Annotated in this window: 25 protein-coding genes; 6 read left to right on the top strand and 19 right to left on the bottom strand. The window is 70.1% G+C overall.

Features of this window, described 5'->3' with window-relative positions; genetic code table 11:
• The 6 genes from ACX938_RS17610 to ACX938_RS17585 all read right to left on the bottom strand — a co-directional run.
• Positions 1-141: GTP-binding protein (locus tag ACX938_RS17610; RefSeq protein WP_459431743.1), on the bottom strand; the 141-nt coding region annotated here is incomplete at its 3' end.
• Positions 142-241: 100 nt separating this feature from the next.
• Complete coding sequence (locus ACX938_RS17605) at positions 242-922, bottom strand: hypothetical protein (protein WP_459432018.1); 681 nt, start codon at positions 920-922, stop codon at positions 242-244.
• A 252-nt stretch (positions 923-1,174) separates the two neighbouring features.
• A complete protein-coding gene (locus tag ACX938_RS17600; RefSeq protein ID WP_232755235.1) occupies positions 1,175-1,747 on the bottom strand; it encodes a cob(I)yrinic acid a,c-diamide adenosyltransferase in 573 nt (190 codons plus the stop codon).
• 5 nt (positions 1,748-1,752) lie between these two features.
• Positions 1,753-1,956, bottom strand: coding sequence for a twin transmembrane helix small protein (locus ACX938_RS17595; RefSeq protein ID WP_232755236.1), 204 nt, complete (start codon positions 1,954-1,956; stop codon positions 1,753-1,755).
• 87 nt (positions 1,957-2,043) lie between these two features.
• Positions 2,044-2,877, bottom strand: a complete 834-nt coding sequence (locus tag ACX938_RS17590) for an SDR family NAD(P)-dependent oxidoreductase (protein ID WP_459432017.1) — start codon at positions 2,875-2,877, stop codon at positions 2,044-2,046.
• 68 nt (positions 2,878-2,945) lie between these two features.
• Entirely contained in the window at positions 2,946-3,599 is a 654-nt protein-coding gene (locus ACX938_RS17585; RefSeq protein ID WP_459432016.1) for an SH3 domain-containing protein, read from the bottom strand.
• Between the two features lie 165 nt (positions 3,600-3,764).
• Here ACX938_RS17585 and ACX938_RS17580 point away from each other — a divergent pair, with 165 nt between their 5' ends.
• The 5 genes from ACX938_RS17580 to ACX938_RS17560 all read left to right on the top strand — a co-directional run bounded on the left by ACX938_RS17580 (position 3,765) and on the right by ACX938_RS17560 (position 10,468).
• Entirely contained in the window at positions 3,765-6,086 is a 2,322-nt protein-coding gene (locus tag ACX938_RS17580) for a DNA topoisomerase IV subunit A (protein WP_459432015.1), read from the top strand.
• Positions 6,007-7,272, top strand: coding sequence for a DUF898 family protein (locus tag ACX938_RS17575; protein WP_459432014.1), 1,266 nt, complete (start codon positions 6,007-6,009; stop codon positions 7,270-7,272). Before ACX938_RS17580 ends, ACX938_RS17575 begins: the two co-directional genes overlap by 80 nt.
• Before the next feature lie 214 nt (positions 7,273-7,486).
• Positions 7,487-8,611 (top strand): M48 family metallopeptidase, encoded by a 1,125-nt coding sequence (locus ACX938_RS17570; protein WP_459432013.1) that lies wholly within the window; start codon positions 7,487-7,489, stop codon positions 8,609-8,611.
• A gap of 172 nt (positions 8,612-8,783) precedes the next feature.
• A complete protein-coding gene (locus tag ACX938_RS17565) occupies positions 8,784-9,542 on the top strand; it encodes an electron transfer flavoprotein subunit beta/FixA family protein (protein WP_232755242.1) in 759 nt (252 codons plus the stop codon).
• Positions 9,542-10,468 carry an electron transfer flavoprotein subunit alpha/FixB family protein gene (locus ACX938_RS17560; protein WP_459432012.1) on the top strand — a complete coding sequence of 309 codons (927 nt, stop codon included), beginning with the start codon at positions 9,542-9,544 and terminating at the stop codon, positions 10,466-10,468. The genes ACX938_RS17565 and ACX938_RS17560 overlap by 1 nt, the downstream gene beginning before the upstream one ends.
• A 635-nt stretch (positions 10,469-11,103) precedes the next feature.
• Here ACX938_RS17560 and ACX938_RS17555 read toward each other — a convergent pair.
• Positions 11,104-11,931, bottom strand: coding sequence for a DUF6473 family protein (locus tag ACX938_RS17555; RefSeq protein WP_459432011.1), 828 nt, complete (start codon positions 11,929-11,931; stop codon positions 11,104-11,106).
• A gap of 156 nt (positions 11,932-12,087) precedes the next feature.
• On the opposite strand from ACX938_RS17555, the gene ACX938_RS17550 reads away from it, so the two are divergent.
• Positions 12,088-12,963, top strand: a complete 876-nt coding sequence (locus ACX938_RS17550) for a 3-hydroxybutyryl-CoA dehydrogenase (RefSeq protein ID WP_232755245.1) — start codon at positions 12,088-12,090, stop codon at positions 12,961-12,963.
• 58 nt (positions 12,964-13,021) lie between these two features.
• Here the strand turns inward: ACX938_RS17550 and ACX938_RS17545 are convergent, their stop codons facing one another.
• The 12 genes from ACX938_RS17545 to ACX938_RS17490 form a co-directional block, all read right to left on the bottom strand.
• Entirely contained in the window at positions 13,022-13,627 is a 606-nt protein-coding gene (locus ACX938_RS17545) for an MOSC domain-containing protein (RefSeq protein ID WP_459432010.1), read from the bottom strand.
• 4 nt (positions 13,628-13,631) lie between these two features.
• On the bottom strand, positions 13,632-14,411 hold the full coding sequence (locus tag ACX938_RS17540) for a methyltransferase domain-containing protein (RefSeq protein WP_459432009.1): 780 nt from the start codon (positions 14,409-14,411) through the stop codon (positions 13,632-13,634).
• Positions 14,408-16,321 (bottom strand): ATP-dependent zinc metalloprotease FtsH, encoded by a 1,914-nt coding sequence (gene ftsH / locus ACX938_RS17535; RefSeq protein WP_232755248.1) that lies wholly within the window; start codon positions 16,319-16,321, stop codon positions 14,408-14,410. Before ftsH ends, ACX938_RS17540 begins: the two co-directional genes overlap by 4 nt.
• Before the next feature lie 78 nt (positions 16,322-16,399).
• Positions 16,400-17,662, bottom strand: coding sequence for a tRNA lysidine(34) synthetase TilS (gene tilS, locus ACX938_RS17530; RefSeq protein WP_459432008.1), 1,263 nt, complete (start codon positions 17,660-17,662; stop codon positions 16,400-16,402).
• The gene (locus ACX938_RS17525) at positions 17,659-18,588 is read right to left on the bottom strand and encodes a tetratricopeptide repeat protein (protein ID WP_459432007.1); all 930 of its coding nucleotides are present in this window, start codon (positions 18,586-18,588) and stop codon (positions 17,659-17,661) included. The genes tilS and ACX938_RS17525 overlap by 4 nt, the downstream gene beginning before the upstream one ends.
• Positions 18,589-18,592: 4 nt before the next feature.
• The gene (gene pal, locus ACX938_RS17520) at positions 18,593-19,120 is read right to left on the bottom strand and encodes a peptidoglycan-associated lipoprotein Pal (RefSeq protein WP_232755251.1); all 528 of its coding nucleotides are present in this window, start codon (positions 19,118-19,120) and stop codon (positions 18,593-18,595) included.
• An 84-nt stretch (positions 19,121-19,204) separates the two neighbouring features.
• Positions 19,205-20,533: a Tol-Pal system beta propeller repeat protein TolB gene (tolB, locus tag ACX938_RS17515; RefSeq protein ID WP_459432006.1), complete on the bottom strand. Its 1,329-nt coding sequence runs from the start codon at positions 20,531-20,533 to the stop codon at positions 19,205-19,207.
• Between the two features lie 89 nt (positions 20,534-20,622).
• On the bottom strand, positions 20,623-21,864 hold the full coding sequence (locus tag ACX938_RS17510; RefSeq protein WP_459432005.1) for a cell envelope biogenesis protein TolA: 1,242 nt from the start codon (positions 21,862-21,864) through the stop codon (positions 20,623-20,625).
• A 10-nt stretch (positions 21,865-21,874) separates the two neighbouring features.
• A complete protein-coding gene (gene tolR, locus ACX938_RS17505; RefSeq protein ID WP_232755254.1) occupies positions 21,875-22,357 on the bottom strand; it encodes a protein TolR in 483 nt (160 codons plus the stop codon).
• Positions 22,358-22,360: 3 nt separating this feature from the next.
• Entirely contained in the window at positions 22,361-23,056 is a 696-nt protein-coding gene (tolQ, locus tag ACX938_RS17500; RefSeq protein ID WP_232755255.1) for a protein TolQ, read from the bottom strand.
• Between the two features lie 116 nt (positions 23,057-23,172).
• A complete protein-coding gene (gene ybgC, locus ACX938_RS17495) occupies positions 23,173-23,562 on the bottom strand; it encodes a tol-pal system-associated acyl-CoA thioesterase (protein ID WP_232755256.1) in 390 nt (129 codons plus the stop codon).
• Positions 23,563-23,617: 55 nt separating this feature from the next.
• Positions 23,618-24,256, bottom strand: a complete 639-nt coding sequence (locus ACX938_RS17490; RefSeq protein ID WP_459432004.1) for a hypothetical protein — start codon at positions 24,254-24,256, stop codon at positions 23,618-23,620.
• Positions 24,257-24,537 lie beyond the last annotated feature (281 nt).

Genomic DNA, 24,537 nt, shown 5'->3' with positions numbered 1-24,537 from the left:
GCCGTCGATCTGGTCATAGGCGCGGAAGTCGCCGAAATACTTGGTGATCGCCGCGGTCAGCGTGGTCTTGCCGTGGTCAACGTGACCAATCGTGCCGATGTTGCAGTGCGGCTTCGAGCGGTCGAACTTTTCCTTTGCCATCTTGTCAGACGCCTCGTGTTTCAAAGGGGCCAGAACCGGCCCGGTTCGCATCGCGGGCGGGATATTGTCTCGGCGCGGGAAAATCAAGCCGATGTTCGGCTCAGCCGCCGGGAGCGGTGACCTCCGGCTCATCGGCGGGCGCGAAGACCGCCGCGGCGGCGGGGTCCGAGCCCTGCTCTGCCGGGGCCTCGGGGGCGTCGGCGGGGGCGGCAGGGCTCACCGGGCGGCCCGCCTCGGGGCCGCCGAACCAGCCCTGCGCGCGCATCTCCTTGCGCATCCAGCTTTCGATCACCAGCGCGATGTTCTTGGAGAGATTCTCCATCTGCTCGGCCTTGCTCTGGGTCACGCCCGAGCCGACGATGGTCTCGGCCGAGGGCGCCTCGAGCGCGGTGAGTTGCTTGGCCTCCTCGTTAAGCTTGCGGCCCGTGGCGTCCTCGAAGACCGTCACGTTCACGATCAGCACCGATTTGGGCGAGAAGACCAGCGGGATGCCTGGCTGCGCGAGGACATAGCCCTCGACCGAGATGCCGAGGTGATAGAAGGCGTCGCCCTGATAGCGGCGGAAGCGCTCCTCGATGGCGGCGTCGACGGCCTCGATCCACTCCTCGTCGATGGCGTCGCGCGAGGCCGGGCCCTTCACGATGTTCGGGGCGACCACGATGCCATGGCCCATCTTGAAATCGCCGATCGGCTCCACCGGCTGGCGCAGCTCGCGCGCCCCGTCGGCGCAGGCGGCCAGGAGGGCGCAGAGGGCGAATGCGGGAAGGAAACGGATCGTCACGGCGCGCGGACCTCTCGGATTGTGCTCCGCACGATCCTTAGCGAATGGGCCGGGAGGGGGCAATGACGGGGGGCTCGGGTGTCGCCGGGCACATGGGCTTCGAGGGGCGTTCGAGCCGTGAGGCGCGTGCCGTCTGGGTCGTCGCGGGGCGGGGTCGGATCGATGCGCGACATACGGCTGAATGGTCGAACCGGGCGGACCTCAGCCCGCCCGATGCGGCACGCCCCGGCGCGGGCCAGCGCGCCGCCGTTCTTACCGGTTGGCGCCGGGCTTCCAGAGCACGTCGGCGCGGCCCTCGTCATTGGCGATCCGTGCGGCGACGAAGAACCAGTCGGAGAGCCGGTTGAGATAGGTCACCGCCGCCTCGTTCACGCCCTCCACGGCGGCCAGCTCGATGGCCTTGCGCTCGGCGCGGCGGGCCACGGTGCGGCACTGGTGCAGATGCGCGGCGAGCGGCGTGCCGCCGGGCAGGATGAAGCTCCGCAGCGGCTCCAGCCGCTGGTTCATCGCGTCGATCTCGGTCTCGAGCCGCTCGGTCTGCGAGGGCATCATGCGCAGGACCGGGTGGCCCGCCTCCTCGTCGCGGTGCATGTCGGGCCGGCAGAGATCGGCGCCCAGGTCGAAAAGGTCGTTCTGGATGCGCGAGAGCTGTTCGGAGAGCGCGTCCTCGGCGTGCAGACGCGCCACGCCGACCACGGCGTTCAGCTCGTCGACCGTGCCGTAGGCCGCCACGCGCGGCGAATGCTTGGCGATCCGGCTGCCGTCGCCCAGCGCGGTTTCCCCGGCGTCGCCGGTGCGGGTGTAGATCTTGTTCAGCACGACCATGGGGCTCAGCCTCCGCGTTGCAGCCAGACGAAGAGCAGGATCAGGAGCACCGCCACGAACTGCGCGGCGATCCTCAGACGCATGACCTTGTTGGCATGTTTCCGGTTGAACTCTCCGCCCTTGGCGAAACCGCCGATGCCGACCAGCAGGATCACCACCACGGCAAGCATGACGATGGCGGTAATGATGAAAAGCGGATCGTTGAGCATGGGGCACCCCTCGCGGTTCGGACGGCGGAACTTCTCGGCGCCGAGACCTAGGCCCGCGCGCCGCGATGTCCACACTGCGCCGAGCCCTCACCCCTTGTCGAGCACCCGGTCCAGCGCCCGCGTGGGCAGGAACCGCCGGAGCGCGCCCATGGCATGGGTCGGCGTGGTGACATAATAGCGCGGTTTCGGCCGGGACTGGGTCAGCGCGGCGCGCAGCTTCTCGGTGACCGCCTCGGGGCCGAGCTCGAAGCGGTTGCCGCCCGAGCCCTTGTAGAGCTGGTCGAGCAGGCTTTCGCGGTATTGCCCGGCGCGCGGCGAGGCGCGCCAGTCGACCCAGCGTTCGAACTCGCGGATCGCGTTCTCGCGGAAGCGGCTGCGGATCGGGCCGGGCTCGATCAGGCTGACGTGGATGTTCTCGGGCGCCATCTCGAGGCGCAGCACGTCGGCCCAGCCTTCGAGCGCGAACTTGGTCGCGCAATAGGCGCCGCGCCATTTCACGCCCACCAGCCCCAGGACCGAGGAATTGAGCACGATGCGCCCGTGCCCCTGCGCCCGCATGACGGGCAGGATCTCGCGGGTGAGCCCGTGCCAGCCAAGGAAATTGGCCTGGAAGATCGCCTCCATGCCCGCCTGCGGCACGTCCTCGAGCGGGGCGGGAATCGCATAGGCGCCGTTGTGGAAGACCGCGTCGAGGGTGCCGCCGGTGGCGGCGAGCACCTCTTTCAGCGCCGGGGCGAAGGTCGCGGGGTCCTCGTAGTCGATGCGCGGGGCGGCGAGCCCCTCGGCCTCGCGGGCGGCGCAATCCTCGGGTTTGCGGCAGGCGGCGAAGACCTGCCAGCCCTCGGCGGCGAGGCGCCGGGCGGCGTCGAGACCGATGCCGCTGGAGGCGCCGGTGATGAGAAGCGAGCGGGGCTGTGACATGGCTCCCTTCTGGCGGCTCGGCGGCGCGGAGACAACGGGGCTTGGGGGCCGTCCGGGCGGTGCCGCGCTCAGCGCGCGGCGGTCACCAGGTAGTCCGCCATCCAGCCGATGCGGCTGGTCTCGACCACGCGCAGCTTCAGCCAGCCGCCCTCCTGGCGCAGGACCTCGACCTCCTGGCCCTCGGAAAGCTGGGTTAGCACCGAATGGCGGGTGCCCGGGCCCTGGCGCAGGTTCACGCGGCTGCCGTCAACGCGGCGCAGGTCGCGGCTGGGGGTCATCTCCTCGGTCGAGGTCACGCGGGTGCCGGCGCTCGGGCCCGGCAGGGCGCGGCTCGGGTCGCGGCGGGTCAGCGCCAGCGCGTCGGTCTGGGTCCAGCCTTCCTCGGCGCGCGGGCGCGGCGCGGGCGCAGGCTCAGCGGGCATCTCGAAGCTCGCGAATTGCACCTCGGCGGTGCCGCCGGCCTCCGCGGCATCAGAGGTCCGCGCCACGGCGGGCTCGGCGCTGGCCTGCGCGGCCGAGGCGGAAATCCGCGTCAGCTCCGCCGCGCCGGTCGCGGCGCGCGACACCTCGGGCGCGCCGGCCTCGGCGGCTGCGATCATCCCGCCCGCGCTTGTCTGCTGCTGGGCCAGCTGGCGGTCTCCGGGCTGGAAGTCCGCGCCCCCGGACATCTCCCAATAGGTCCAACCAAGAAAAGCGAATGTCAGCAGAATGAACCGGGTCACGGGACCCTCCCCAGATGGTTTGAAATTTTGAGATCACCGCCGTCGGCAGATGTCGGCGAGATCCCGCTGAGAGCAATTCCTTAACCAGAAAGACATCAAAAAGGTTCCGCGCTGCGGGCCGCTCCTTGCTTGCCGGTGCCGCTTGGCGGCGGTATCACAGGATTTATGGATGACGACGCGCTCGACCCCAATATGAACGACAGAAACGTGGCCGAACCGCTGAGGCGGGCGATCGGCGAGCGCTACCTGACCTATGCGCTCTCGACGATCATGAACCGCGCCCTGCCGGATGCGCGCGACGGGCTGAAGCCGGTGCATCGGCGGATTCTCTTTGCCATGCGGGAACTTCGCCTTTCCTCCTCGGGGGGCTTCCGCAAATCGGCGAAGATCTCGGGCGACGTGATGGGCAATTATCACCCCCATGGCGACGCGGCGATCTACGACGCCATGGCGCGGCTCGCGCAGGACTTCGCGGTGCGCTACCCGCTGGTCGACGGCCAGGGCAACTTCGGCAATATCGACGGCGACAACCCGGCGGCCTCGCGCTACACCGAGGCGCGGCTGACCGTGGTGGCCGAGGCCATGCTCGACGGGCTGAACGAGAACGCGGTGGACTACCGGGCGAATTACGACGGCACGCTGACCGAGCCGGTGGTGCTGCCCGCGACCTTCCCGAACCTGCTGGCCAATGGCGCGAGCGGTATCGCGGTGGGCATGGCGACCAATATCCCGCCGCACAACATCTCCGAGCTGGTCGACGCCTGCCTGCATCTGATCAAGACGCCGGACGCCCGCGACGACACGCTTCTGAATTACATCCCCGGGCCCGACTTCCCCACCGGCGGCACCATCGTCGAGCCGCGCGAGAGCATCGCCGAGGCCTATCGCACCGGACGCGGCTCCTTCCGGCTGCGCGCCAAGTGGCAGGTCGAGAAGCTCGACCGTGGCCAGTGGCAGGTGGTGGTGACCGAGATCCCCTACCAGGTGCAGAAGTCCAAGCTGGTCGAACGGCTGGCCGAGCTGATCCAGACCAAGAAGGTGCCGATCCTCGCCGACATCCGCGACGAGAGCGCCGAGGACATCCGCATGGTCCTCGAGCCGCGGTCGAAGAACGTCGACCCCGAGATCCTCATGGGGATGCTGTTCAAGAACTCCGACCTGGAGGTGAAGTTCAGCCTCAACATGAACGTGCTGATCGACGGGGTGACGCCGCAGGTCTGCTCGCTCAAGGAGGTGCTGCGCGCCTTCCTCGACTTCCGCCGCGAGGTGCTGATCCGGCGCTCGCAGCACCGGATGGAGAAGATCGACCACCGGCTCGAGGTGCTCGAGGGGCTGATCGTGGCCTTCCTCAACCTCGACCGGGTGATCGACATCATCCGCTACGACGCCGACCCCAAGGCCGCGCTGTGCCGCGAGGACTGGGGCCGCGACCATGTCCGCGCCAACGACGAGTCGGATTACGTCTCGCCGGCGCCGGCCCGCGGCGATGCCGAGGTCGGGCTGACCGAGGTGCAGGCCGAGGCGATCCTCAACATGCGCCTGCGCTCCCTGCGCCGCCTCGAGGAGCTGGAGCTGGTGGCCGAACGCGACCGGCTGATGGAAGAGCGCGCCGGCCTCGAGGACCTGCTCGACAGCGAGAGCCTGCAATGGGGCCGCATCGCCGACCAGCTGCGCGAGACCAAGAAGACCTTCGGCAAGGATTACGCCGGCGGCGCCCGACGCAGCGATTTCGCCGAGGCCGGCACCGTCGAGGACGTGCCGATCGAGGCGATGATCGACCGCGAGCCGATCACCGTGGTCTGCTCGCAGATGGGCTGGATCCGCGCCCTGACCGGCCATATCGACCTGAACCGCGAGCTGAAGTTCAAGGACGGCGACGGCCCGCGCTTCACCTTCCACGCCGAGACGACCGACCGGCTCCTGGTCTTCGCGACCAACGGACGGGTCTACACGCTCGCCGCCGCCAACCTGCCCGGCGGGCGCGGCATGGGCGAGCCCCTGCGCCTTTCGGTGGATCTGCCGAACGAGGCCGAGATCCTCGACATCCGCATTCACCGCCCCGGCCAGAAACTGCTGGTGGCCTCCTCGGCAGGCGACGGCTTCGTCGTGCCCGAAGAGGAGATCGTCGCCCAGACCCGCGCCGGCAAGCAGGTGCTGAACCTGCGCGGCGAGGTCTCGGCCCGGGTCGTGACCCCGGTCTCGGGCGATGCGGTCGCGGTCGTGGGCGAGAACCGCAAGGTCCTGGTCTTCGCGCTCGAGGAGCTGCCCGAGATGGCCCGCGGCAAGGGCGTGCGGCTGCAGAAATACAAGGACGGGGGATTGTCGGATGCGAAGACCTTCACCCTGGCGCAGGGCCTCTCGTGGTTCGACCCCGCAGGCCGCACTCGCAGCGTCGAACGCCCCGAGCTTGACGAATGGATCGCCAAGCGGGCCAGCGCCGGACGGATGGCCCCCCGGGGCTTCCCCCGCGACAACCGCTTCAACTGACGGCGACCCCGCCCTCGCGACCGGCTTCTCGGGCCGGCGCGGGGCGCTCTTCTGGTTGGCGCTCCGCACCGGCGCGCTGACCGTCCTGACCCTCGGGCTTTACCGCTTCTGGATGAAGACCCGCCTGCGCCGCTGGTACTGGTCGGCGATCCGGCCCGGCGGCCACCCCCTCGAATATGTCGGCGACCCCTGGGAGAAGCTTCTTGGCTTCCTCGTGGCGGTGGTGATCCTGGCCTTCTACATCGGGCTGGTGAACCTGGTGCTGATGTTCCTCAGCTTCTCACTCTTCCAGGGCAATGCCGCGGCCTATGCCCTGAGCCTTCTGGGCGTGGTGCCGCTGTGGTTCTACGCCCAGTATCGCGCGCGGCGCTACATCCTGGCGCGCACCCGCTGGCGCGGCTTGCGCTTCGGGCTCGAACCCGGCGCCTGGGGCTATGCGGCACGGGCGCTCTGGCACTGGCTCCTGACGCTTCTGAGCCTTGGCCTTCTCTGGCCGCGGATGACCTTCTGGCTCGAGAAATACAAGACCGACCGGACCTTCTTCGGCGATGAGCGCATGGTCCAGGAGGGCCGCTGGACCATGCTTCTGCCGGCGCTGCGCTGGATCGTGCTGGCGCTTGTCCTGGGGCTCTGCGCCACCGCGAGCCTCTATTCCGGGCTGCCGCTCGGCGCGCCGCTGATGGTCGGAGCGCTGGTCGCGGGGCTCTACGGGCTGGTCTACTACCGGGTCGAGACGCTGCGCCGCCTGACCGAGCACAAGCGCCTCGGCGGGGCGCGGCTGACCTTCGATCCCAGCGCCTTCCGGGTCATGGTGATCACCGGGCTCGGCTACCTGGTCACCGTGGTGCTGGTCTCGGTGCCCTTGGCGCTGCTGGGCGCGGCGCTCCTCGGCGTGCAGGCCCTGGCGCTGATCGACGAGCTGGAACTGGGCGAGGCCGCGACGCTGCTGACCGGCCTGCCCGACGCGGCACTGATCGCGCTGTCGGTGGCGCTCTATTTCTCGATCTTCTTGCTCTGGGGCGCCTTCCGGCAGGTCTTCGTGACCCTGCCGATCCTGCGCCACTACGCGCTGCACCTGGGCGTGGCCGAGCCGCAAGGGCTTTCGGCCGTGCGCCAGCGCCCGCGCGACGAGGCGCATCAGGCCGAGGGCTTTGCCGAGGCGCTGGACGTGGGGGCCTCGCTGTGAGGTGGGCCCGGGCCTTCCGCCCCGCCGTTGTGACGGCGGTCGGTCGTGCCGCTGGGGCGGCCCGCCCCACGGCGCACCGGACCCGCTCCGCCACCTTGAGGGCCTCCCGCACCAAGCAAGGCGCCTGCCCGATCGCCCAAAGTGCCCATGACGCCGCCCCAAGCCCCTGCCCCGCTCCCCGCCGGGCGCATCCCGCCACCCGGAGGGCCCGCCCATGAGCCGCGACACGATCATCCGCGTCGGCCCCGAGCCCGAGCCCTTCTCCGCCCCCGCCACCTATTACGACGGCGAGACGGCGATGCCGCATCCCGTCACCCTCGCCATCGACCTGCCGCTCAAGGCGCTGGTCTTCGAGGTCGCGGGGCGCACCCTGCGCTGGCCCCTGTCCGAGATCCGCGAGCTGCCGGACACCGCCGGCGGCGACCTGGTGATCTTCCACCGCGCCGACGATCCCCTGGCGCGGCTGGTAATGACCGACCGCAGCCTGGTGCCGCATCTGCCCGACCGCCGCCGCCGCGCGCCGGTGGGCAACCGCAAGGTGATCGCCGCCTGGGCCGCGGGCGCGCTGGCCTCGGTCGCGCTGATCATCTTCGTCCTGGTGCCGCTCATGGCCGACCAGCTCGCGCGGTTCATCCCGCCCGAGGGCGAGCGCGCCCTGGGCGAGGTCACGCTCGAGCAGATCCGCGGCGCGCTGTCGGAGGATTTCGAGCCCGTCGCCTTCTGCGAGGCCCCCGAGGGCCGGGACGCGCTCGACACCATCCGCGACCGGCTGGCCTTGGGCACCGAGCTGCCGCAGGAGCTCTCGGTGCATGTGCTCGACCACGAGATGGTCAATGCCTTCGCCCTGCCCGGCGGCTTCGTGGTGCTGTTCCGCGGGCTCCTCGAAGAGGCCGGCAGCGCCGAGGAGGTCGCCGCCGTCCTCGCCCATGAGGTCGGCCATGTGGTCAGCCGCGACCCGACCCGCCACGCCCTGCGCTCGGCGGGCTCGATCGGGGTCCTGGGGTTGATCTTCGGCGATTTCGCCGGGGGGGCCGCGGTGCTGTTTCTCGCCAATCAGCTGATCGAGGCGCAATACAGCCAGGCCGCCGAGACCGGAGCCGATGCCTATGCCCACGAGATGCTCTTGAACGCCGGGCTCTCGCCCGCGGCGCTGGGGCGGATGTTCGACACCTTCCGCGATCTCGACGGCGAGCCGCCCGAGATCATGGCGCATTTCATGTCCCATCCCGACCTCGCCGACCGCATCGCCGCGGCCGAGGCGGCAGTGCCCGGGGGCTATTCCCCGCGCCCGCTCCTGAGCCAGGCTGAGTGGCGGGCGCTCAGGCGCATCTGCGATTGATTCTTGCGTCTGACGCAAGGTTAGCGCCCAACAGGGCCGAAAAACGCGACGTTCCGCGCAGGAGATGCGTCGATTTCCCCCTGTTGAAGGCGGCATCGGCACGCTACACCTCTGATGAAATTCATCAAGGCATGTCCCCCGCGGCATGCCCGATCCAAGGGAGAGCACGCCGATGAAGGTACTCGTGCCTGTCAAACGGGTGATCGACTACAACGTGAAGGTCCGCGTGAAGGCGGATGGCACGGGTGTCGACCTCGCCAACGTCAAGATGTCGATGAACCCCTTCGACGAGATCGCCGTGGAAGAGGCGATCCGCCTGAAGGAGGCCGGCAAGGCCGAGGAGGTCATTGTGGTCTCGATCGGCGTGAAGCAGGCGCAGGAAACCCTGCGCACCGGCCTCGCCATGGGCGCCGACCGCGCCATCCTGGTGACCGCCGCCGACGACGTGCACCAGGACATCGAGCCGCTCGCCGTGGCCAAGATCCTCTCCAAGGTGATCGCCGAGGAAGAGCCCGGCCTGGTGATCTGCGGCAAGCAGGCCATCGACAACGATCTCAACGCCACCGGCCAGATGCTGGCGGCGCTGACCGGCTGGGCGCAGGCGACCAATGCCAACACGCTCGACATCGAGGGCGACCACGCCACCGTGGCGCGCGAGGTCGACGGCGGCCTGCAGACCATCAAGGTCAAGCTGCCCGCCATCGTGACCACCGACCTGCGCCTCAACGAGCCGCGCTACGCCTCGCTGCCGAACATCATGAAGGCGAAGAAGAAGCCGCTCGAGGAGAAGACCCCCGAGGACTACGGCGTCGACGCCAGCCCGCGCCTCGAGGTGGTGAAGACCTCCGAGCCGCCGGAGCGCGCCGCCGGCGAGATGGTGGGCTCGGTTGACGAGCTGGTGACGAAGCTGAAAGACAAGGGGGTCGTGTAATGGCCGTTCTTCTGCTTGCCGAAATCAACGACGGACACCTGTCGCGCGACGCGACCGCCAAGGCCGTGACCTCCGCCCGTGACCTGGGTGACGTGACGCTGCTGGCCGTGGGCGCATCGGCCAAGGCCGCCGCCGAGGAAGCCGCCACCATCGAGGGCGTCGCCAAGGTGCTGGTCGCCGAGGATGCGCTTTACGGCCACCGCCTGGCCGAGCCGGTCGCGGCGCTGATCGTGTCGCTCGCGGGCGATTACAGCCATATCGCGGCACCGGCGACGACCGATGCCAAGAACATCCTGCCGCGGGTCGCCGCACTCCTGGATGTCATGGTGCTGACCGATGTGACCGGCGTGGTCGACGCCGACACCTTTGAGCGCCCGATCTACGCCGGCAACGCCGTGCAGACGGTGAAATCCGCCGATGCGACCAAGGTTCTGACGATCCGGACCTCGACCTTCGAGGCGGCGGGCGACCAGGCCGCGGCCGCGCTCGAGGATGTCGCCAAGGGCGAGGACCCGGCGGTCTCCGAATGGGTCGAGGACAAGATGGCCGAGAGCGACCGGCCCGAGCTGACCTCGGCGGGCATCGTGGTCTCCGGCGGCCGCGGCGTCGGCTCCGAGGAGAACTTCGCGATCATCGAGAAGCTCGCCGACAAGCTCGGCGCGGCGGTCGGCGCCTCCCGCGCCGCGGTCGATTCGGGCTTCGCGCCGAACGACTGGCAGGTCGGCCAGACCGGCAAGGTGGTGGCGCCCGACCTTTATGTCGCCGTCGGCATCTCCGGCGCGATCCAGCACCTCGCGGGGATGAAGGACAGCAAGGTCATCGTGGCGATCAACAAGGACGAGGAAGCGCCGATCTTCCAGGTCGCCGACTACGGCCTGGTGGGCGACCTCTTCGAGCTGGTCCCGGAGCTGACCGAGAAGCTGTGAGGGTTCCGCGGGCGCTGAAGGGCGTTCGTTTGGGACGAATGAGAGAGGCCCGCCGGGGAACGGCGGGCCTTTTTTGTTGGGGGAGTGGTGAGGTTGGTTGGCGCGTCGGTGAGGTTGGTTGGCGAGGGGTGAGGTGCGTTTGTGGGACAGTGAGGTTCATAGGCAGGCCGGTGAGGTGCGCTTGTGGGTCAGAGAGGTTCATAGGCGGGCCGGTGAGGTGCGCTTGTGGGACAGTGAGGTTCATAGGCAGGCCGTGAGGTGCCCGCCGTTGGCTCTCCCCCGGCCTGACAATTCCGCCAGCGCCCCCGCACCGGAACTCGCAGAACCACCCAGCACAGCCGTCCCTTCTTGCGCCCGAACAGCACCGAAGGTGCCGGGCGCGCGCCGGACCGGCCCGATGGGCCGGCGCTCCTTCGGATGGCGTGCTTAGCTCCCCTCTAATCCAGACCTTGCGTGGATAAAGCGCCCTGCTCAGAGGTCAGCAGCGCCGGCCCCCGGTCCGCCGCGCGCCCTCTGTTGCGAGGGGTGGAGGTGGGAGCCCTAAGGGCTCCACCCAGCACTCCCCAAAAAACGCCGCACCCTGCACGAAAAAGGGCGCCTCCCGGCGCCCTCCCCCGTCCAGACCTGCCCTGTCCTCAGGCCGCCATCGCCATGTCGATCGCCCCGGCCAGCGCCTGGGCGGAGCGGGCGTGGGCGCCGAGGCTGAAGGAACGCCGTGCCAGCGGCATCTCGGCGGCGGAGAAGACCATGCCGGCGGTGTCATGGGCCGCGGCGGGCTCGAGCACCTCGATCATCCCGGCCACGCCCGGGGCCAGCGCCTCGAGCATCGAGCGGGTCACAAAGGCCGGCTCGCAGAGCCCGGCCATACCTGCGCGGGCGCGCTCGGGCGGCGGGGCCTCGGAGAGCCAGAGCAGCCAGACCGGTGCCGCGATGCGGGCGATGAGCCGCGCCATGCGCCGCGCCCAGACCGCCTGCAGCTCGGCCTGCACCAGCGCGAAACGCGCGGCGTCGGTCTCGATCAGCTTGGCGATCAGCGCGCCGACGAAGCTGATCAGCGCGAAATCCACCTCGGGATAAAGCGCGCGCAGCTCCGGCGAGGCGGTCAGGAACCGGTCGTTCCGGCGCGGATGCACCCGGTAGTAGCGGTTCGAGAGGTTGGCCGCGCCGACAACCTGCAGGACCACGGCCTCGGCCCCGTCGGCGAGGCGCTGCACCTCGGCATCGCCGAGATAGAGGTCCAGGCCGGCATTGATCTGACCGAGGTTCAGGCAGGGCCGGCCCAGCCGGTCCGAGAGCTGGGCGGCGAAGGGCCGCGCCAGGAAGCGTCCGAAGGTCTCGGATCCGCCGAGGCAGGCGACATAGCCCCCCGTCAGCGCAGGTTTCGGTCCGCGAAAGGCGACGCGGCTAGTTCCATAATGGCACGGCGCATAATCCAGCCCGCACCGAAAAACGGTGTTGTCCATTTTCATCCCCAAAACAAGCTCACCCGGCACCGAGGCTGACCGATTCGCCTTTCCGATCGGTTAATGCCGGCCGGGGCGCGGGAATCCGGGTTGCGCACGCCTTGTGATCCGGTGATGACGGGGCGTATCTTCGCCCGGACAACGGAAAGGCAGGCCATGGAAATCAAGACCGTCGGCGTCGTCGGCGCGGGACAGATGGGCAACGGCATCGCGCATGTGATGGCGGTGGCCGGCTATGACGTGCTGCTCAACGACATCAGCGGCGAGGCGCTCGAACAGGCCGTCGCGACGATCACCCGCAACCTCGACCGGCAGGTCAGCCGCGAGAAGATCAGCGCCGAGGACCGCGACGCCGCGCTGAGCCGGATCGCCACCACCGAGACGCTGACCGACCTCGGCCGCACCGACCTGGTGATCGAGGCCGCGACCGAGCGCGAGGAGATCAAGACCAAGATCTTCGAGACCCTGGTGCCGGCGCTGGGGCCCGACACCATCCTGACCTCGAACACCTCCTCGATCTCGATCACCCGGCTTGCGAGCCGCACCGACCGGCCCGAGAAGTTCATGGGCTTCCACTTCATGAACCCGGTGCCGGTGATGAGCCTGGTGGAGCTGATCCGCGGCATCGCCACCGACCGCGAGACCTACGAGGCCTGCCTCGCGGTGGTCGAGAAGCTGGGCAAGACCGCCGCCTCGGCCGAGGATTTCCCCGCCTTCATCGTGAACCGCATCCTGATGCCGATGATCAACGAGGCGGTCTACACGCTGCTCGAGGGCGTCGGCAACGTCAGCTCCATCGATGAGGCGATGAAGCTCGGCGCCAACCACCCGATGGGGCCGCTGGCGCTGGCGGATTTCATCGGGCTCGACACCTGCCTGGCGATCATGAACGTGCTGCACGACGGGCTCGGCGACAGCAAGTATCGCCCCTGCCCGCTCCTGTCGAAATACGTCGAGGCGGGCTGGCTCGGCCGCAAGACCCAGCGCGGCTTCTACGACTACCGGGGCGAGACGCCGGTTCCGACCCGTTAAGGCGCGGGCCTGGGCGGACCAGGCTCCGGGCTCTGGCCCGCGCCCAGCGCCAATCGCGCTAGGCCCCGCGCTCCGCCCCCGGCGCGCCCCCGCGCCAGGCGCGCTGGTCGGGCACATGCAGCGTCAGCGCGCCGCCGAGGCGCAGGCAGCCCGGCCGCTCGACCCAGGCGGTGACGCCACGCCGGCCCGAGGCCGCCCGGCGGAAGGCCTTGGCCTCCTCGGGGTGGTCCTCGGCGATCTCGCGGGCGGGCAGCTGGCAGGGCCGGTTCTGCATGTCCACGACCAGCATGCCGCCGTCCTCGAGCTGCAGCCGCGACGAGGGCGGCAGATGCGACAGGTCCGACAGCCCCTCCACGACCAACGAGGCCCCGAGCCATTCGGGGTCGAGCGCGGGCAGCCCCATTTCGGCGGCGGTCTCGGCGATCTCCTCGGCGGAAAGGAGCGAGAGCTGGCGGACGTTGCGGATCTCGGTGCCGCGCGGATATTGCGCCTTCAGCCGCGAGCAGGAGGGCCGGTTGAAGCCGGCATGGGTGTCGCCGGGGATGCCCTCCCAGCCCAGCGCGATCTCTTGCACAGGCTCCGAGCGGATGCGCCGGGTCTCCGCGGTGACGCGGCCAAGCCAGGTGATGCGGGCCGACAGCCCGGTGGGCAGCAGCGCGGGCATGCGCCTAGACCTGCAGGGTGAAGAAGAGCCGCCGGAAGGGAAAGAGCACCGCCCCGTCCGCAGCCTCGGGATAGGCCTTGCCGATGGCGCGTTCGTATTCCGCGATCAGCCGGTTCTGTTCGTCGCTGGAGAGCGCCGCGAGGATCGGCCGGGCAAAGGTCGCCTCGGTGAAGCGCCGCACCGGGTGGCCCTCGGCGTCGGGGGCGAGGTCCTGGTAATACTCGGTCTCCCAGAGCGTCACCTGCCCCAGCCCGCGCAGGAGCCGGTGGTATTCGGCGGGCAGCATGACGCCCGGCAGGCGGCTGCGGTCGATGCGGTTGGGGAAGAGCTCGTCGGCGATCTGCAGCCAGAGCCGATGCGAGGGCGCGCGGTTCTGGTTCGGCATCTGCACCGCGAGGACGCCGCCCGGGGCCAGCATTTCCGCAAGCCGCGGCAGGAGCGTGGCATGGTCGCCCACCCAGTGCAGCGCGGCGTTGGAGAAGATCAGCGCCGGCGGGGTCTCGGCCCGCCAGTTCGCCAGGTCCAGCTCCTCGGTCGAGGCGTAGGAGCCGGTGCGCTCGGCGTAGTCCAGCATGGCCGGGCTGGTGTCGACGCCGACCAGGCGGCGGCGCAATTGCCCGAGTGCCGGGCCGACGGTGCCCGAGCCGCAGCCCAGGTCGATCACATCGCCCGCGGGCAAAGGCCCGATGGCGCGCAAGAGGTCCAGCGCGGGGCGGAGACGATGACCCCGGAACCTGTGGTAGGTCCCGGGGTCCCAATCCGCCGTGGTCCGCGTCGAGCTCATGCCGAGGGCTCAGGCTCCATGTCGCCCGAGGGCTTGGACTTGGGCTTGGTCTTGGGAATCGCCACCACCGATGGTTTGTCCTCCTGCGGCGCGTTTCCGGCGTCGTCGTCGCTGGAATGCGGCGGCTCGCCCTTGATCACGCGCTGGATCTCCTCGCCGGTGAGGGTCTCGTACTCGAGAAGCCCCTGCGCCAGGCGGTCCCATTCCTCGTTGCGGTCGGTGAGGATCTGGTAGGCGCGCTCATAGGCTTCCTGGATGAAGCGGCGCACCTCGTCCTCGATCAGCTCCTTGGTATGGGCCGAGACCGAGAGACCGGCGGTATTGCCCTGGTAGCCTTCGTGGGCCTCGGAGTAGTCGATGTTGCCGATCTTGTCCGACATGCCCCAGCGCAGCACCATGGCGCGGGCCAGCGCGCTGGCCTGCTGGATGTCGCCCGCCGGGCCGTTCGAGACGTTGCCTTCGCCATACTTGATGATCTCGGCCGCCTTGCCGGCCATGGTCATGGCGAGCTTTTCCTCGCATTCGGACTTGTGCCAGTTCAGCCGGTCGATCTCGGGCAGCGAGACCACCATGCCCAGCGCCCCGCCGCGCGGGATGATCGTCGCCTTGTAGACCGGGTCGCACTGCGGCAGCGTCAGGCCGACGATGGCATGGCCCGCCTCGTGGTAGGCGGTCTTTTCCTTCTGCTCGCCGGTGAGCACCATGGAGCGGCGCTCCGAGCCCATCATCACCTTGTCCTTGGCGTTCTCGAAATCGACCATGGTCACGAAACGCCGGCCGACACGCGCGGCCATGAGCGCCGCCTCGTTGACGAGGTTGGCGAGATCCGCGCCCGAGAAGCCGGGCGTGCCGCGCGCGATGATGCGCAGATCCACGTCGGGGCCGAGCGGGGTCTTGCGGGCATGCACGCCGAGGATCTTCTCGCGGCCCTTGATGTCGGGGTTCGGCACGGTGATCTGCCGGTCGAAGCGGCCCGGACGCAGGAGCGCGGGGTCGAGCACGTCGCGCCGGTTGGTCGCGGCGATGATGATCACGCCCTCGTTCGATTCGAAGCCGTCCATCTCGACCAGGAGCTGGTTCAGCGTCTGCTCGCGTTCGTCGTTGCCGCCGCCGTAGCCCGAGCCGCGGTTGCGGCCCACGGCGTCGATCTCGTCGATGAAGACGATGCAGGGGGCGTTCTTCTTGGCCTGTTCGAACATGTCGCGCACCCGGGAGGCGCCTACACCCACGAACATCTCCACGAAGTCCGAGCCCGAGATGGTGAAGAAGGGCACGCCCGCCTCGCCCGCGATGGCGCGCGCCAGAAGCGTCTTACCGGTGCCCGGGGGGCCGACCAGCAGCGCGCCCTTGGGGATCTTGCCGCCGAGGCGCGAGAACTTCTGCGGGTTGCGCAGGAACTCGACGATTTCCTCGAGCTCTTCCTTGGCCTCGTCGATGCCCGCGACGTCGTCGAAGGTGACCCGGCCATGCTTCTCGGTCAGCATCTTGGCCTTGGACTTGCCGAAGCCCATGGCGCCGCCGCGGCCGCCGCCCTGCATCCGGTTCATGAAGTAGATCCAGACGCCGATCAGCAGCAGGAAGGGCAGGAGCGAGATCAGGAAGGACTGGAAGCCCGATTGTTCCTGCGGCTCGGCGCGCACCGGCACGTTGTTCTCGATCAACAGGCCGGTGACCTCGGCGTCCTCGGGCTTGACCGTCACGAAGTCGGTGCCCTCGCTGGTCCGGTAGCGGACCTGCTCGCCGTCGATCGTCACCGAGGCGACCGACTGGTCCTCCACGGCCTGCACGAACTCCGTGTAGGTCGACTCGCGGCTCTGCAGCGTCGCGTTGCCGCCGGAGAACAGGTTGAAGAGCGCCAGGACGAGCAGAAAGAGCACGACCCAGAAAGCGATATTACGCGCGTTGCCCAAAGGAACATCTCCTGTGAAACGTTTGCGCGGCTGTAGCACGGCCGCGCCCCGAGTTACATAAGGTTGTGACCCCGCCGTTCAATGCGACAGAAGGAACGCCGGGAGGTCCCGGGCCGGGCCTTCCAGCCGGCAGGCATGGGCGGGTCCATGGTTGAGAGCGGCGCAGGCGACCAGCCGCTCCTTGTCGAAGATCGCCGGCAGGGCCAATGCGTCGTGAAAGCGCGGGCCCCCGGCGGGTTTGTCGGTGATCTGCGCCCAGCCGCGCGGGCCGAGCATCCGCACGGTGAGCCCCTCGAGCCCCGCGCCCTCGAGGTGCCAGCGCCCGTCCCAAAGGCTGCCGTCGCCGACCTCGGCGGTGACGCCTTCCAGCGCGGCGGCCTCGCGCAGGATGCGCAGGGTGTCGTCCTCGACCCGCACCGCCGCGCCGCCGAGCGTGCCGCCCTTGCCGCCGAGGCAGCCGTCGAGCAGCGCCTCCAGCGCCTCGGCGCGGGGCCGGTAGCCCGCGCCCGCGACATATTGCAGGGCACCCGCGAGAAGCCGCATCTGGGTTTCGCGTTCCACCGCCGCGAAGCCGTCGCGGTCGAGCGTGACCTGCCCCCAGGTCTCGGCGCCGATGCGGTCGGCGACATCCGCCGCCCGGGCCCTCAGCGCCTGGCGCGCCCGCGCCATGCGGGCGGCGGTGGCGTTCAGGCCCTCGGGGCTCAGGCCCTCGGCCTCGAGCTCGGTGAGCAGCCGCCGCATCCGCACCCGTTCGAAGCGCTGATCCTCGTTGGACGGATCCTCGGCGAAAGGCACCCGCAGCACCCGCAGGTGAAAGCGCAGCGTCTCGCGGCGTTCCTGCAGGAGCGGGCGCAGGATGCGCATGCCGCCGACCTGCCGCGCGGGCGCCATGGCCGAAAGCCCGTCCACCCCAGAGCCGCGCCGCAGCCGCATCAGCAGCGTCTCGGCCTGGTCGTCGGCGGTATGGGCAAACAGCACGTCGCGCATCCGTCCGCGCCACTGGTCGATGAGGCCCAGCCGGGCGCGGCGGGCGGCGTCCTGCAGGTTGCCCTGGCCGTCCCAGCCGTCCCAGCGCAGGATGTCGTGCGGCCAGCCGAGCTGGCGGCATTCCTCGGCCACGAGCCGCGCCTCGTCGGCGGCCTCGGGGCGCAGCCCGTGATCCACGGTGACCACCCGCAGCCCGACGCCCCAGGCGCGGGTCCAGTTGTGCGCCAGGGCCAGCATGGCCATGCTGTCGCCCCCGCCCGACACCGCCAGCCCGATCTCCGCGGGGAAGTCCGGGCCGAGAAGCTGCCCCATCGCGGCAGCGAAACGGGCGTCGAGCGCGGGTGTCTCGGTCACTGGCAGCCGAGCGCGGCGCGTTCCTCGGAGGCGCGGGTCACCGCCTCGGAGCCGGGATAGCGGGTCGAAACCTCAGCCAGGGTCACGCAGGCCTCCTGGGTGGAGCCGAGCCGCCCGAGCCCGCGGCCCAGGAGGAACAGCGCCTCGGGCGCGGTGCGGGCCTCGGGATAGAGGTTCCAGGCGTCGAGATAGGCGCGCGAGGCCTCGCGGGTGTCGCCCATCTCCTCGAGCGCGCGGCCCCGGCCCAGCAGCGCCGCGCTGTCGAGCGGCCCGCCGGGATAGGTCTGGCGGAAGTCGGCGAAGGCCTGGGCCGCACCCTGCCAGTCGCCCTCTTCGAGCTGCGCCTGGGCGGCGCGGAAATCAGCCTCCTCGGCGGCGGCGAGCTGGGCGCCGCCGGTCACCGGCAGGCCGCCCTCGCCCGCGCCCTGCCCGGCCTCGGCACCGGCGCTGTCTGACGGCCCGGCCTCGATGTCCTCGGGCGTGGCGGTGCCGTCGGTGGGCACGCCGCTGAGGCCACCCGAGTCCGAACCCGCGCCACCGGTCGCGGGCGCGGTGCCGCCCAGGGGCGGGGTGTCGCCCAGCGCGCCGATGTCGCAGCCCTCTTCCAGCTCGCAAAGCCGGAACTGCAGATCGCCGATCCGGTTCGAGCCGTCCGAGACCACCCGGTCGATGCGGTTGGTCAGTTCCTCGGTGCGCGAGGTCAGCCGCTGCAGCTCGGCCTCGATGGCGTTCACCCGGTCGATGGTGCCGCCGCCGACCTGCACGTCCGAACCGGAGGTCGTCGAGAGCTCGCGCTTGAGCTTCTGCAGCTCGACCGTGAGCACCTGGATGTCCTGGCGGATGTCGGCCAGCGTGTCGGCGCCCTGCGCCTGGCCGGCCATGGGCGCGGCCAGGAGGGCGAGGGAAAGCAGCGTCGCGCGGATCATCGGATCAGCTCACCCCGGCCGCCGCGATGACGGTCACCGCCCGGCGGTTCTTCATGTAGCAGGCCTCGGTCGAGCAGATCTCGATCGGGCGCTCCTTGCCGTAGGAGACGAAGGTCAGCCGGCTCTGGGCGACGCCCTGGGCCACCAGGTATTCCATCACCGCGTTGGCGCGGCGCGCGCCGAGCGCGAGGTTGTATTCGCGGGTGCCCTGTTCGTCGGCATGGCCTTCGATACGGCCCTGGTAGGCGGGGTTCGACATCAGCCATTGCGCCTGCTGCTGCAGGGTCTGCTGCGCCTCGGGGCTCAGCGTCGACTGGTCGACGGCGAACAGCACCCGGTCGCCGATGGTCTGGTTGAAATAGGCCGGCGAGGCCGGATCGTTGGCGCTGCCCGGCACCACGGCGCCGGCGCCCGCACCGGCGCCCATGCCGCCCGCGCCGCCTGCGCCGCCATCGCCGAAGCGGTTGGCATTGGTGCAGCCCGCCACGGCGAGCGCCCCCACCAGCATCATGACTGTCGTGATCTTGCCCATGTCTCTCGTCCTGCTCTTGGTTGCGCCGACGCTAACACAAAGCGCGGCACGGGTGAATCGCCGCGGCCAGAGGCCGCGTCCGGTCTATTGCAGCGGGCCCCAGTTGGGGTCCGAGCCGCCCGCGGGCGTCGAGACCCGCTTGAGGTTGCGCCCCGAGATGTCGACCGAATAAAGCGCCGAGGCGCCGCTTTCGCCCTGGGTCTCGCGGCTGAACATCAGGACCCGGCCGTTCGGCGCCCAGGTCGGGCTCTCGTCGAGGAAGGAGGCCGTCAGCAGCCGCTCCTCGGAGCCGTCGGTGCGCATCACGCCGATGTGGAAGCGCCCGGCGTTCTGCTTGGTGAAGGCGATGAGATCGCCGCGCGGCGACCAGACGGGCGTGCCGTAGCGCCCCTCGCCGAAGGAGATGCGCGTCGCCTCGCCGCCGCCCGCGGGCATCACGTAAAGCTGCTGGGTTCCCGAGCGGTCGCTCTCGAAGACGATCTGGCTGCCGTCCGGCGAGAAGGAGGGCGCGGTCTCGATCGAGGGCGCCGAGGTCAGCTGCGTGGTCTGCCCGGTGGCGATCTCGGAGGCGTAGATGTCGGTATTGGCGCCATTGGTCGCCGAGTAGAGCAGCCGCTGCCCGTTCGGCGAGAAGCGCGGCGCGAAGCTCATGGTGCCCGATTGCGCGGGCAGGATGCGGCTTTGCACCGAGCCCACGTCGAGGACGTGCACCCGCGGGTCGCCGGTGGCGTAGCTGGTGTAGATCACCCGGTCGCCCGAGGGCGAGAAGCGCGGCGCCAGGACCAGCGCCGAGCTGTCGGTCAGATACTGCAGGTTCGCCCCGTCGTAATCCATGATCGCCAGCCGCTTGGCGCGGTTGCCCTTGGGCCCGCTCTCCGAGACGAAGACCACGCGGCTGTCGAAATAGCCGCCCTCGCCGGTGATCCGGCTGTAGACCTGGTCGGCGACCTTGTGGCCCATGCGGCGCAGCCCGTCGGTCTGGCCGGCGAACTGCATGCCCTGGCCGAGCTCGGTGCCCGCGAAGACGTCGTAGACGCGGAACTTCACCACCACGCGCCCCGCCCCGTCGACCGAGACCGCCCCGGTGATCAGCGCCTGGGCGTTGATCGCCCGCCAGTCGGCGAACTGCACCGGGCTTTCGAAGCTGGTGATCTGGCTGATGAAGGCATCCGAGGAGATCTGCCGGAACAACCCCGTGCCGGTCAGGTCGTCGCGCACCACCTGGGTGATTTCCTGGGCGTATTGCTGCGCGGCGCCGCTTTCGGCGACGAAGGTCGGCGCGGCGAAGGGCAAGGGTTCGACCACCCCTTCGGTGATCTCGATCCTCAGCGGCCCGTCCTGGGCCTGGGCCGTGGCCGGGGCGACGAATAGCGCCAGCGCCAGCGCGACGAGGCAGGAGAGAAGCGGGTTCATCAGCGTGCCTTTCCTCGGGGAACCGGGGTCGGGGCGACCATAGCCGCCCCGCTCCCCACACAAAACAGACAAAGACGCGAGGCCGCCCATTACCGCAGCCTCATGCCGGAGGGGTCGAAGACCATCTCGATCTCGCGCCACTGGGCGTATTTCTCGACCGGCAGCGGGAAGCCGTCGCCCTGGCAGCGCAGGATCGCGCGGCGGGCGGCCTGGAAGGCGGTCTGCGCGGCCTGGCCGTCGCCGCCCGAGGCCTCGATCATGCGCAGCGAGTCGCTGACCACGCGGCCGCTTTCCTCCATGCGCATGCCGACGACCACGGTGACATTGGCGGCCTGGCTGCCGACGTCGACGACCCAGCATTGCTGCACGGCGACGCGCAGGGCGTCCTTCTCGCCGCCGGTGAGCGGCGGGCCGGTGGGCAGCGCGGGGTCGGGATCGGTGGTGCCGCCGCCGAGCGCCTCGGCCAGGGCGTCCTCGACGCCCGAGGGGCTGGAGGTCTCGGGTTCGGGTTCAGGGGCGGGCTCGGGCTCCGGGGCGGGTTCGGGCTCGGGCTCCGGCTCGGGGGCCGGTTCCGGCTCCGGTTCGGGCTGCGGGTCCGGCTGCGGCTCGGGCTCGGGCGCGGGATCGGCCTGTGCCGTCTCGACCTCGGGCTCGGGCTCGCTGACCGGCGCGGGCCGGTTCGGACGGGTGCGCGGCCGCATCGAGGCATCGGGGGCTCGGGCGGGCTCCTCGGCCTCGGTCACGATCTCGGTCGAGGCCGCCTCGGGGGCGGTGGCCTCGCGCGCCTCGCTCTCCGAGGTCTCGGGCGCCTCGGCGTCCGGCGCGACGCTTTCCTGGGCCTCCTCGGCGATGGTGGTGTCGGGCTCGGGCGGGGCCACGGGCTCGGGCGCGACCCGCGGCGCGGGGTCCGGCGTCGGGGTCTCGGCGATCTCGGGGGCGGGCGTCTCGGGCGCCGGCGGGGTCAACTCGGGCGCACCGTCGCTGACCTCGGCCTCGGGCGCGGGCGGCTCGGGGACCGGCGCGGGCGCCGTCTCGGGCGCGGGCTCGGGGGCCGGCGCGGGCTCGGGGCGCGACTGCGGGCTCGGCGCGCGCTCGGGCGCGGGGCTCGGCGGCGGCGCCTCACCGGTCTCGGGCGCGGGCGGCGCGGCGACGTCCTCGGCCGCCTCTGGCGGCTGCGAGGGCCGGCTCAGCGCGGCGAAATCCTCTTCGGAAAGGACCGCCACGTCCTGGAAGCGCACCGGGTCCGGGTTCGGCCGGAAGACCCCGCCGAACAGCACCCAGAGCACCAAAGCCAGATGCGCCGTACCCGAGATGACCTGACCCGTGTTCACGCGCCGCCCCTCAGTTCCCCGCCCTGTCGAGCCCCGGCCCGCCGATGTCGGTCACCAGACCGATCGAGCCGAAACCGCCGGCGTTCAGCGCCCCCATGACCTGGGCCACCGTCTCGTAGGAGACCCCGCCGTCGGCGCGCAGGTAGACGCGGTCGTCGGCGCGCTCCTCGGCGATGGCGCGCAGCCGGCCGACCAGCTCGTCGCGCGGCACCTCGGTGGTCTGGATGGTAACGCCGCCCTCGGCGTCGATGGTCACGGTCAGCGGCTCCTCGTTGTCCGAGGGCAGCGCCGTGGCCGCGGTCTTCGGCAGTTCCACCGGCACGCCCACGGTCAGCAGCGGGGCCGCGACCATGAAGATGATCAGCAGCACCAGCATCACGTCGACGAAAGGCGTGATGTTGATCTCGGACATCGGCTGGGCGCGGCCCGAGCGGCGCCGCCGCCTGCGGCTGCCGCCGCTTCCGCCACCCTGTTTCATGATCCCGCCGGCCATGGGTCAGCTGTCCAGCTGGCGCGACAGGATGGTCGAGAACTCGTCGGCGAAGGCCTCGTAGCCCGAGATCAGCCGCTCGGCATCGGCCGAGAGCTTGTTGTAGTAGATCACCGCCGGGATCGCCGCGAGCAGGCCCAGCCCGGTCGCGAGAAGCGCCTCGGCGATGCCCGGCGCGACCACCGCGAGGTTGGTGTTCTGCTGCTGGGCGATCTCGATGAAGGCATGCATGATGCCCCAGACCGTGCCGAAAAGCCCCACGAAGGGCGAGACCGAGCCGACCGTGGCCAGCACCCCGAGGCCGCCCTGCAGCTCTTCGGATTCCTTCTGGATGGCCACGTCCATGGAGCGGTCGATCCGCGCCTGGGCCCCGGCGATCAGGTTGCCGTCGTCGCGGTGCGAGCGGCGCCATTCCATCATGCCCGCTGCGAAGACCCGCTCGGAGCGGCCCGAGGGGTCCATGCCGATCTTGTCGAACAATTCGTCGAGGGGCTCCCCCGACCAGAAGGCGCGGTCGAAGCGATCCGCCTCGCGCCGGGCGGCGCGGTAGGAGATCACCCGCTGGATGATGATCGACCAGGACCAGAAGCTGGCGATGATCAGCGCCAGCATGACCAGCTTCACCGTCAGGGTGGCCCGAGCGAAAAGCGCCCACATGGAGAAATCAATCTCCTGCGCCAGCGCGAGAGTTTCCGTTTCCATTAGCCTGCTCTTCTCTGCCGTGCGGCCTCTTGTCCGGGCCGCCTTTACAGGCAGGAATACGCCATGTCGCCTGTCGAGGCCAACACATTAGGGTGAAAGCAGGGCTTCGCCGCGCCTCAGTGCAGTTTTTGGCGGATATTCGCCGGCAGCCGCGCCGGCCCGCCCGCTTCGGTGACGCAGACCACCAGCACCTCGGCCTGGAACAGGAGCGTCTCGCCGCGCCAGACCTCCTGGTGCATGTTGAGCCGCGCGCCGCTGACCGAGGTCGTGGAGGTCCGCACCGTCAGCTCGTCGTCGAACTTCGCGGGCGCGAGGTAATCGGCCTCGACCCGGCGGACGACGAAGACCACGCCGTCGCGCTCGCGCATGGCGTTCTGGTCCACGCCCAGCGCCCGCACCCAGTCCGAGCGCGCGCGTTCGATGTAGCGCAGGTAGTTGGCGTAATAGACGATGCCCGCCATGTCGGTGTCTTCGTAGTAGACCCGGATCGGGAAGCTGTGGTCCATGGGGCTCTCCTGGGCTTGGGGTCTGGCTGGTCGGCTCTGGCCGGCGCGGGCGCGCTCAGCTTTGCGGCGGCTCGGCGCTCAGCCGGGCGTGCAGGCGCAGCGCATGCGAGGCATCCTGCGCCACCGCCGGCATCACCGGGTCGTAGGCGGCGCGGATCAGGCCCGCGATCTCGGGGCGCAGGACCACGCGGCCATCCTCGAGCCGGCCGAGCGGCGCGCGTTCGCGGAAGGCCTGGTCGGACCAGAGCAGGATCGACTGCGCCACCTGCGAGAGCGCCAGCGTCTCGGCCGGCACCTTCGAGAGCTCCGCATCCATGCGCAGGAAGATGAAGCAGGCCCGGATCGCGCCCTCGGCGTCGAAGCGGAAGACCCGGTACTGGTTGGCCTCGGCTTCCTGCAGCCGGTCGAGGAGCGGGCCCAGCCCGTCGATCAGCCGGTCGAGGTCGGGCACCTCGCGCAGCTCCTCCCAGTCGCGCAGGAAGAAGACCATGGTGTTGGCGCCAAGCTCCAGGTCGGTCTCGGCCATCTGGTGGCCTGCGAGCGCGGTGACCGCCTCGAAGGCGCCCTTGACGGTCGAGAGGGTCTGGTCCTCGACCCCGAAGACGATCGGCGCGATGGGACGGCCCCAGCGGGCGAAGAAATAATGCCCGTCGGTGCGGGTGAAGAGGGCTTCGATGTCCTGCAGGTCCAGCATGGGCGCGGGTGTGGCATTCCGGGAGGTCGGGGGCAAGTGGAAGTGGGGGTGGTTGGGGGTGAGAGGGGACGGCTGAGGTTGCGGGAGCGGACCGGGGTGGAAGGTGAGGTGGTGATGCCGGAGAGCTGGAGCACGAGGCCGGATAGCCGAAGCACAAATCCCGAGAGCCAAGTCCTGAGACCTGAGACCTGAGACCTGAGACCTGAGACCTGAGACCTGAGACCTGAGACCTGAGACCTGAGACCTGAGACCTGAGACCTGAGACCTGAGACCTGAGACCT

It is taken from the genome of Roseivivax sp. (assembly GCF_054552075.1).
The sequence above is the reverse complement of the archived record's forward strand: the minus strand, read 5'-3'. Positions and strand labels throughout refer to the sequence as shown.

Bases quoted from the DNA above. Each gene is read 5' to 3' on its own strand.
- ACX938_RS17600 (WP_232755235.1), bottom strand. From the start codon at position 1,747: ATGGTCGTGCTGAACAAGATCTACACCCGCACCGGCGACGCCGGGGAA.
- ACX938_RS17595 (WP_232755236.1), bottom strand. From the start codon at position 1,956: ATGCTCAACGATCCGCTTTTCATCATTACCGCCATCGTCATGCTTGCC.
- ACX938_RS17590 (WP_459432017.1), bottom strand. From the start codon at position 2,877: ATGTCACAGCCCCGCTCGCTTCTCATCACCGGCGCCTCCAGCGGCATC.
- ACX938_RS17580 (WP_459432015.1), top strand. From the start codon at position 3,765: ATGGATGACGACGCGCTCGACCCCAATATGAACGACAGAAACGTGGCC.
- ACX938_RS17570 (WP_459432013.1), top strand. From the start codon at position 7,487: ATGAGCCGCGACACGATCATCCGCGTCGGCCCCGAGCCCGAGCCCTTC.
- ACX938_RS17565 (WP_232755242.1), top strand. From the start codon at position 8,784: ATGAAGGTACTCGTGCCTGTCAAACGGGTGATCGACTACAACGTGAAG.
- ACX938_RS17560 (WP_459432012.1), top strand. From the start codon at position 9,542: ATGGCCGTTCTTCTGCTTGCCGAAATCAACGACGGACACCTGTCGCGC.
- ACX938_RS17555 (WP_459432011.1), bottom strand. From the start codon at position 11,931: ATGGACAACACCGTTTTTCGGTGCGGGCTGGATTATGCGCCGTGCCAT.
- ACX938_RS17550 (WP_232755245.1), top strand. From the start codon at position 12,088: ATGGAAATCAAGACCGTCGGCGTCGTCGGCGCGGGACAGATGGGCAAC.
- ACX938_RS17545 (WP_459432010.1), bottom strand. From the start codon at position 13,627: ATGCCCGCGCTGCTGCCCACCGGGCTGTCGGCCCGCATCACCTGGCTT.
- ACX938_RS17540 (WP_459432009.1), bottom strand. From the start codon at position 14,411: ATGAGCTCGACGCGGACCACGGCGGATTGGGACCCCGGGACCTACCAC.
- ACX938_RS17525 (WP_459432007.1), bottom strand. From the start codon at position 18,588: ATGATCCGCGCGACGCTGCTTTCCCTCGCCCTCCTGGCCGCGCCCATG.
- pal (WP_232755251.1), bottom strand. From the start codon at position 19,120: ATGGGCAAGATCACGACAGTCATGATGCTGGTGGGGGCGCTCGCCGTG.
- tolB (WP_459432006.1), bottom strand. From the start codon at position 20,533: ATGAACCCGCTTCTCTCCTGCCTCGTCGCGCTGGCGCTGGCGCTATTC.
- tolR (WP_232755254.1), bottom strand. From the start codon at position 22,357: ATGGCCGGCGGGATCATGAAACAGGGTGGCGGAAGCGGCGGCAGCCGC.
- tolQ (WP_232755255.1), bottom strand. From the start codon at position 23,056: ATGGAAACGGAAACTCTCGCGCTGGCGCAGGAGATTGATTTCTCCATG.
- ybgC (WP_232755256.1), bottom strand. From the start codon at position 23,562: ATGGACCACAGCTTCCCGATCCGGGTCTACTACGAAGACACCGACATG.
- ACX938_RS17490 (WP_459432004.1), bottom strand. From the start codon at position 24,256: ATGCTGGACCTGCAGGACATCGAAGCCCTCTTCACCCGCACCGACGGG.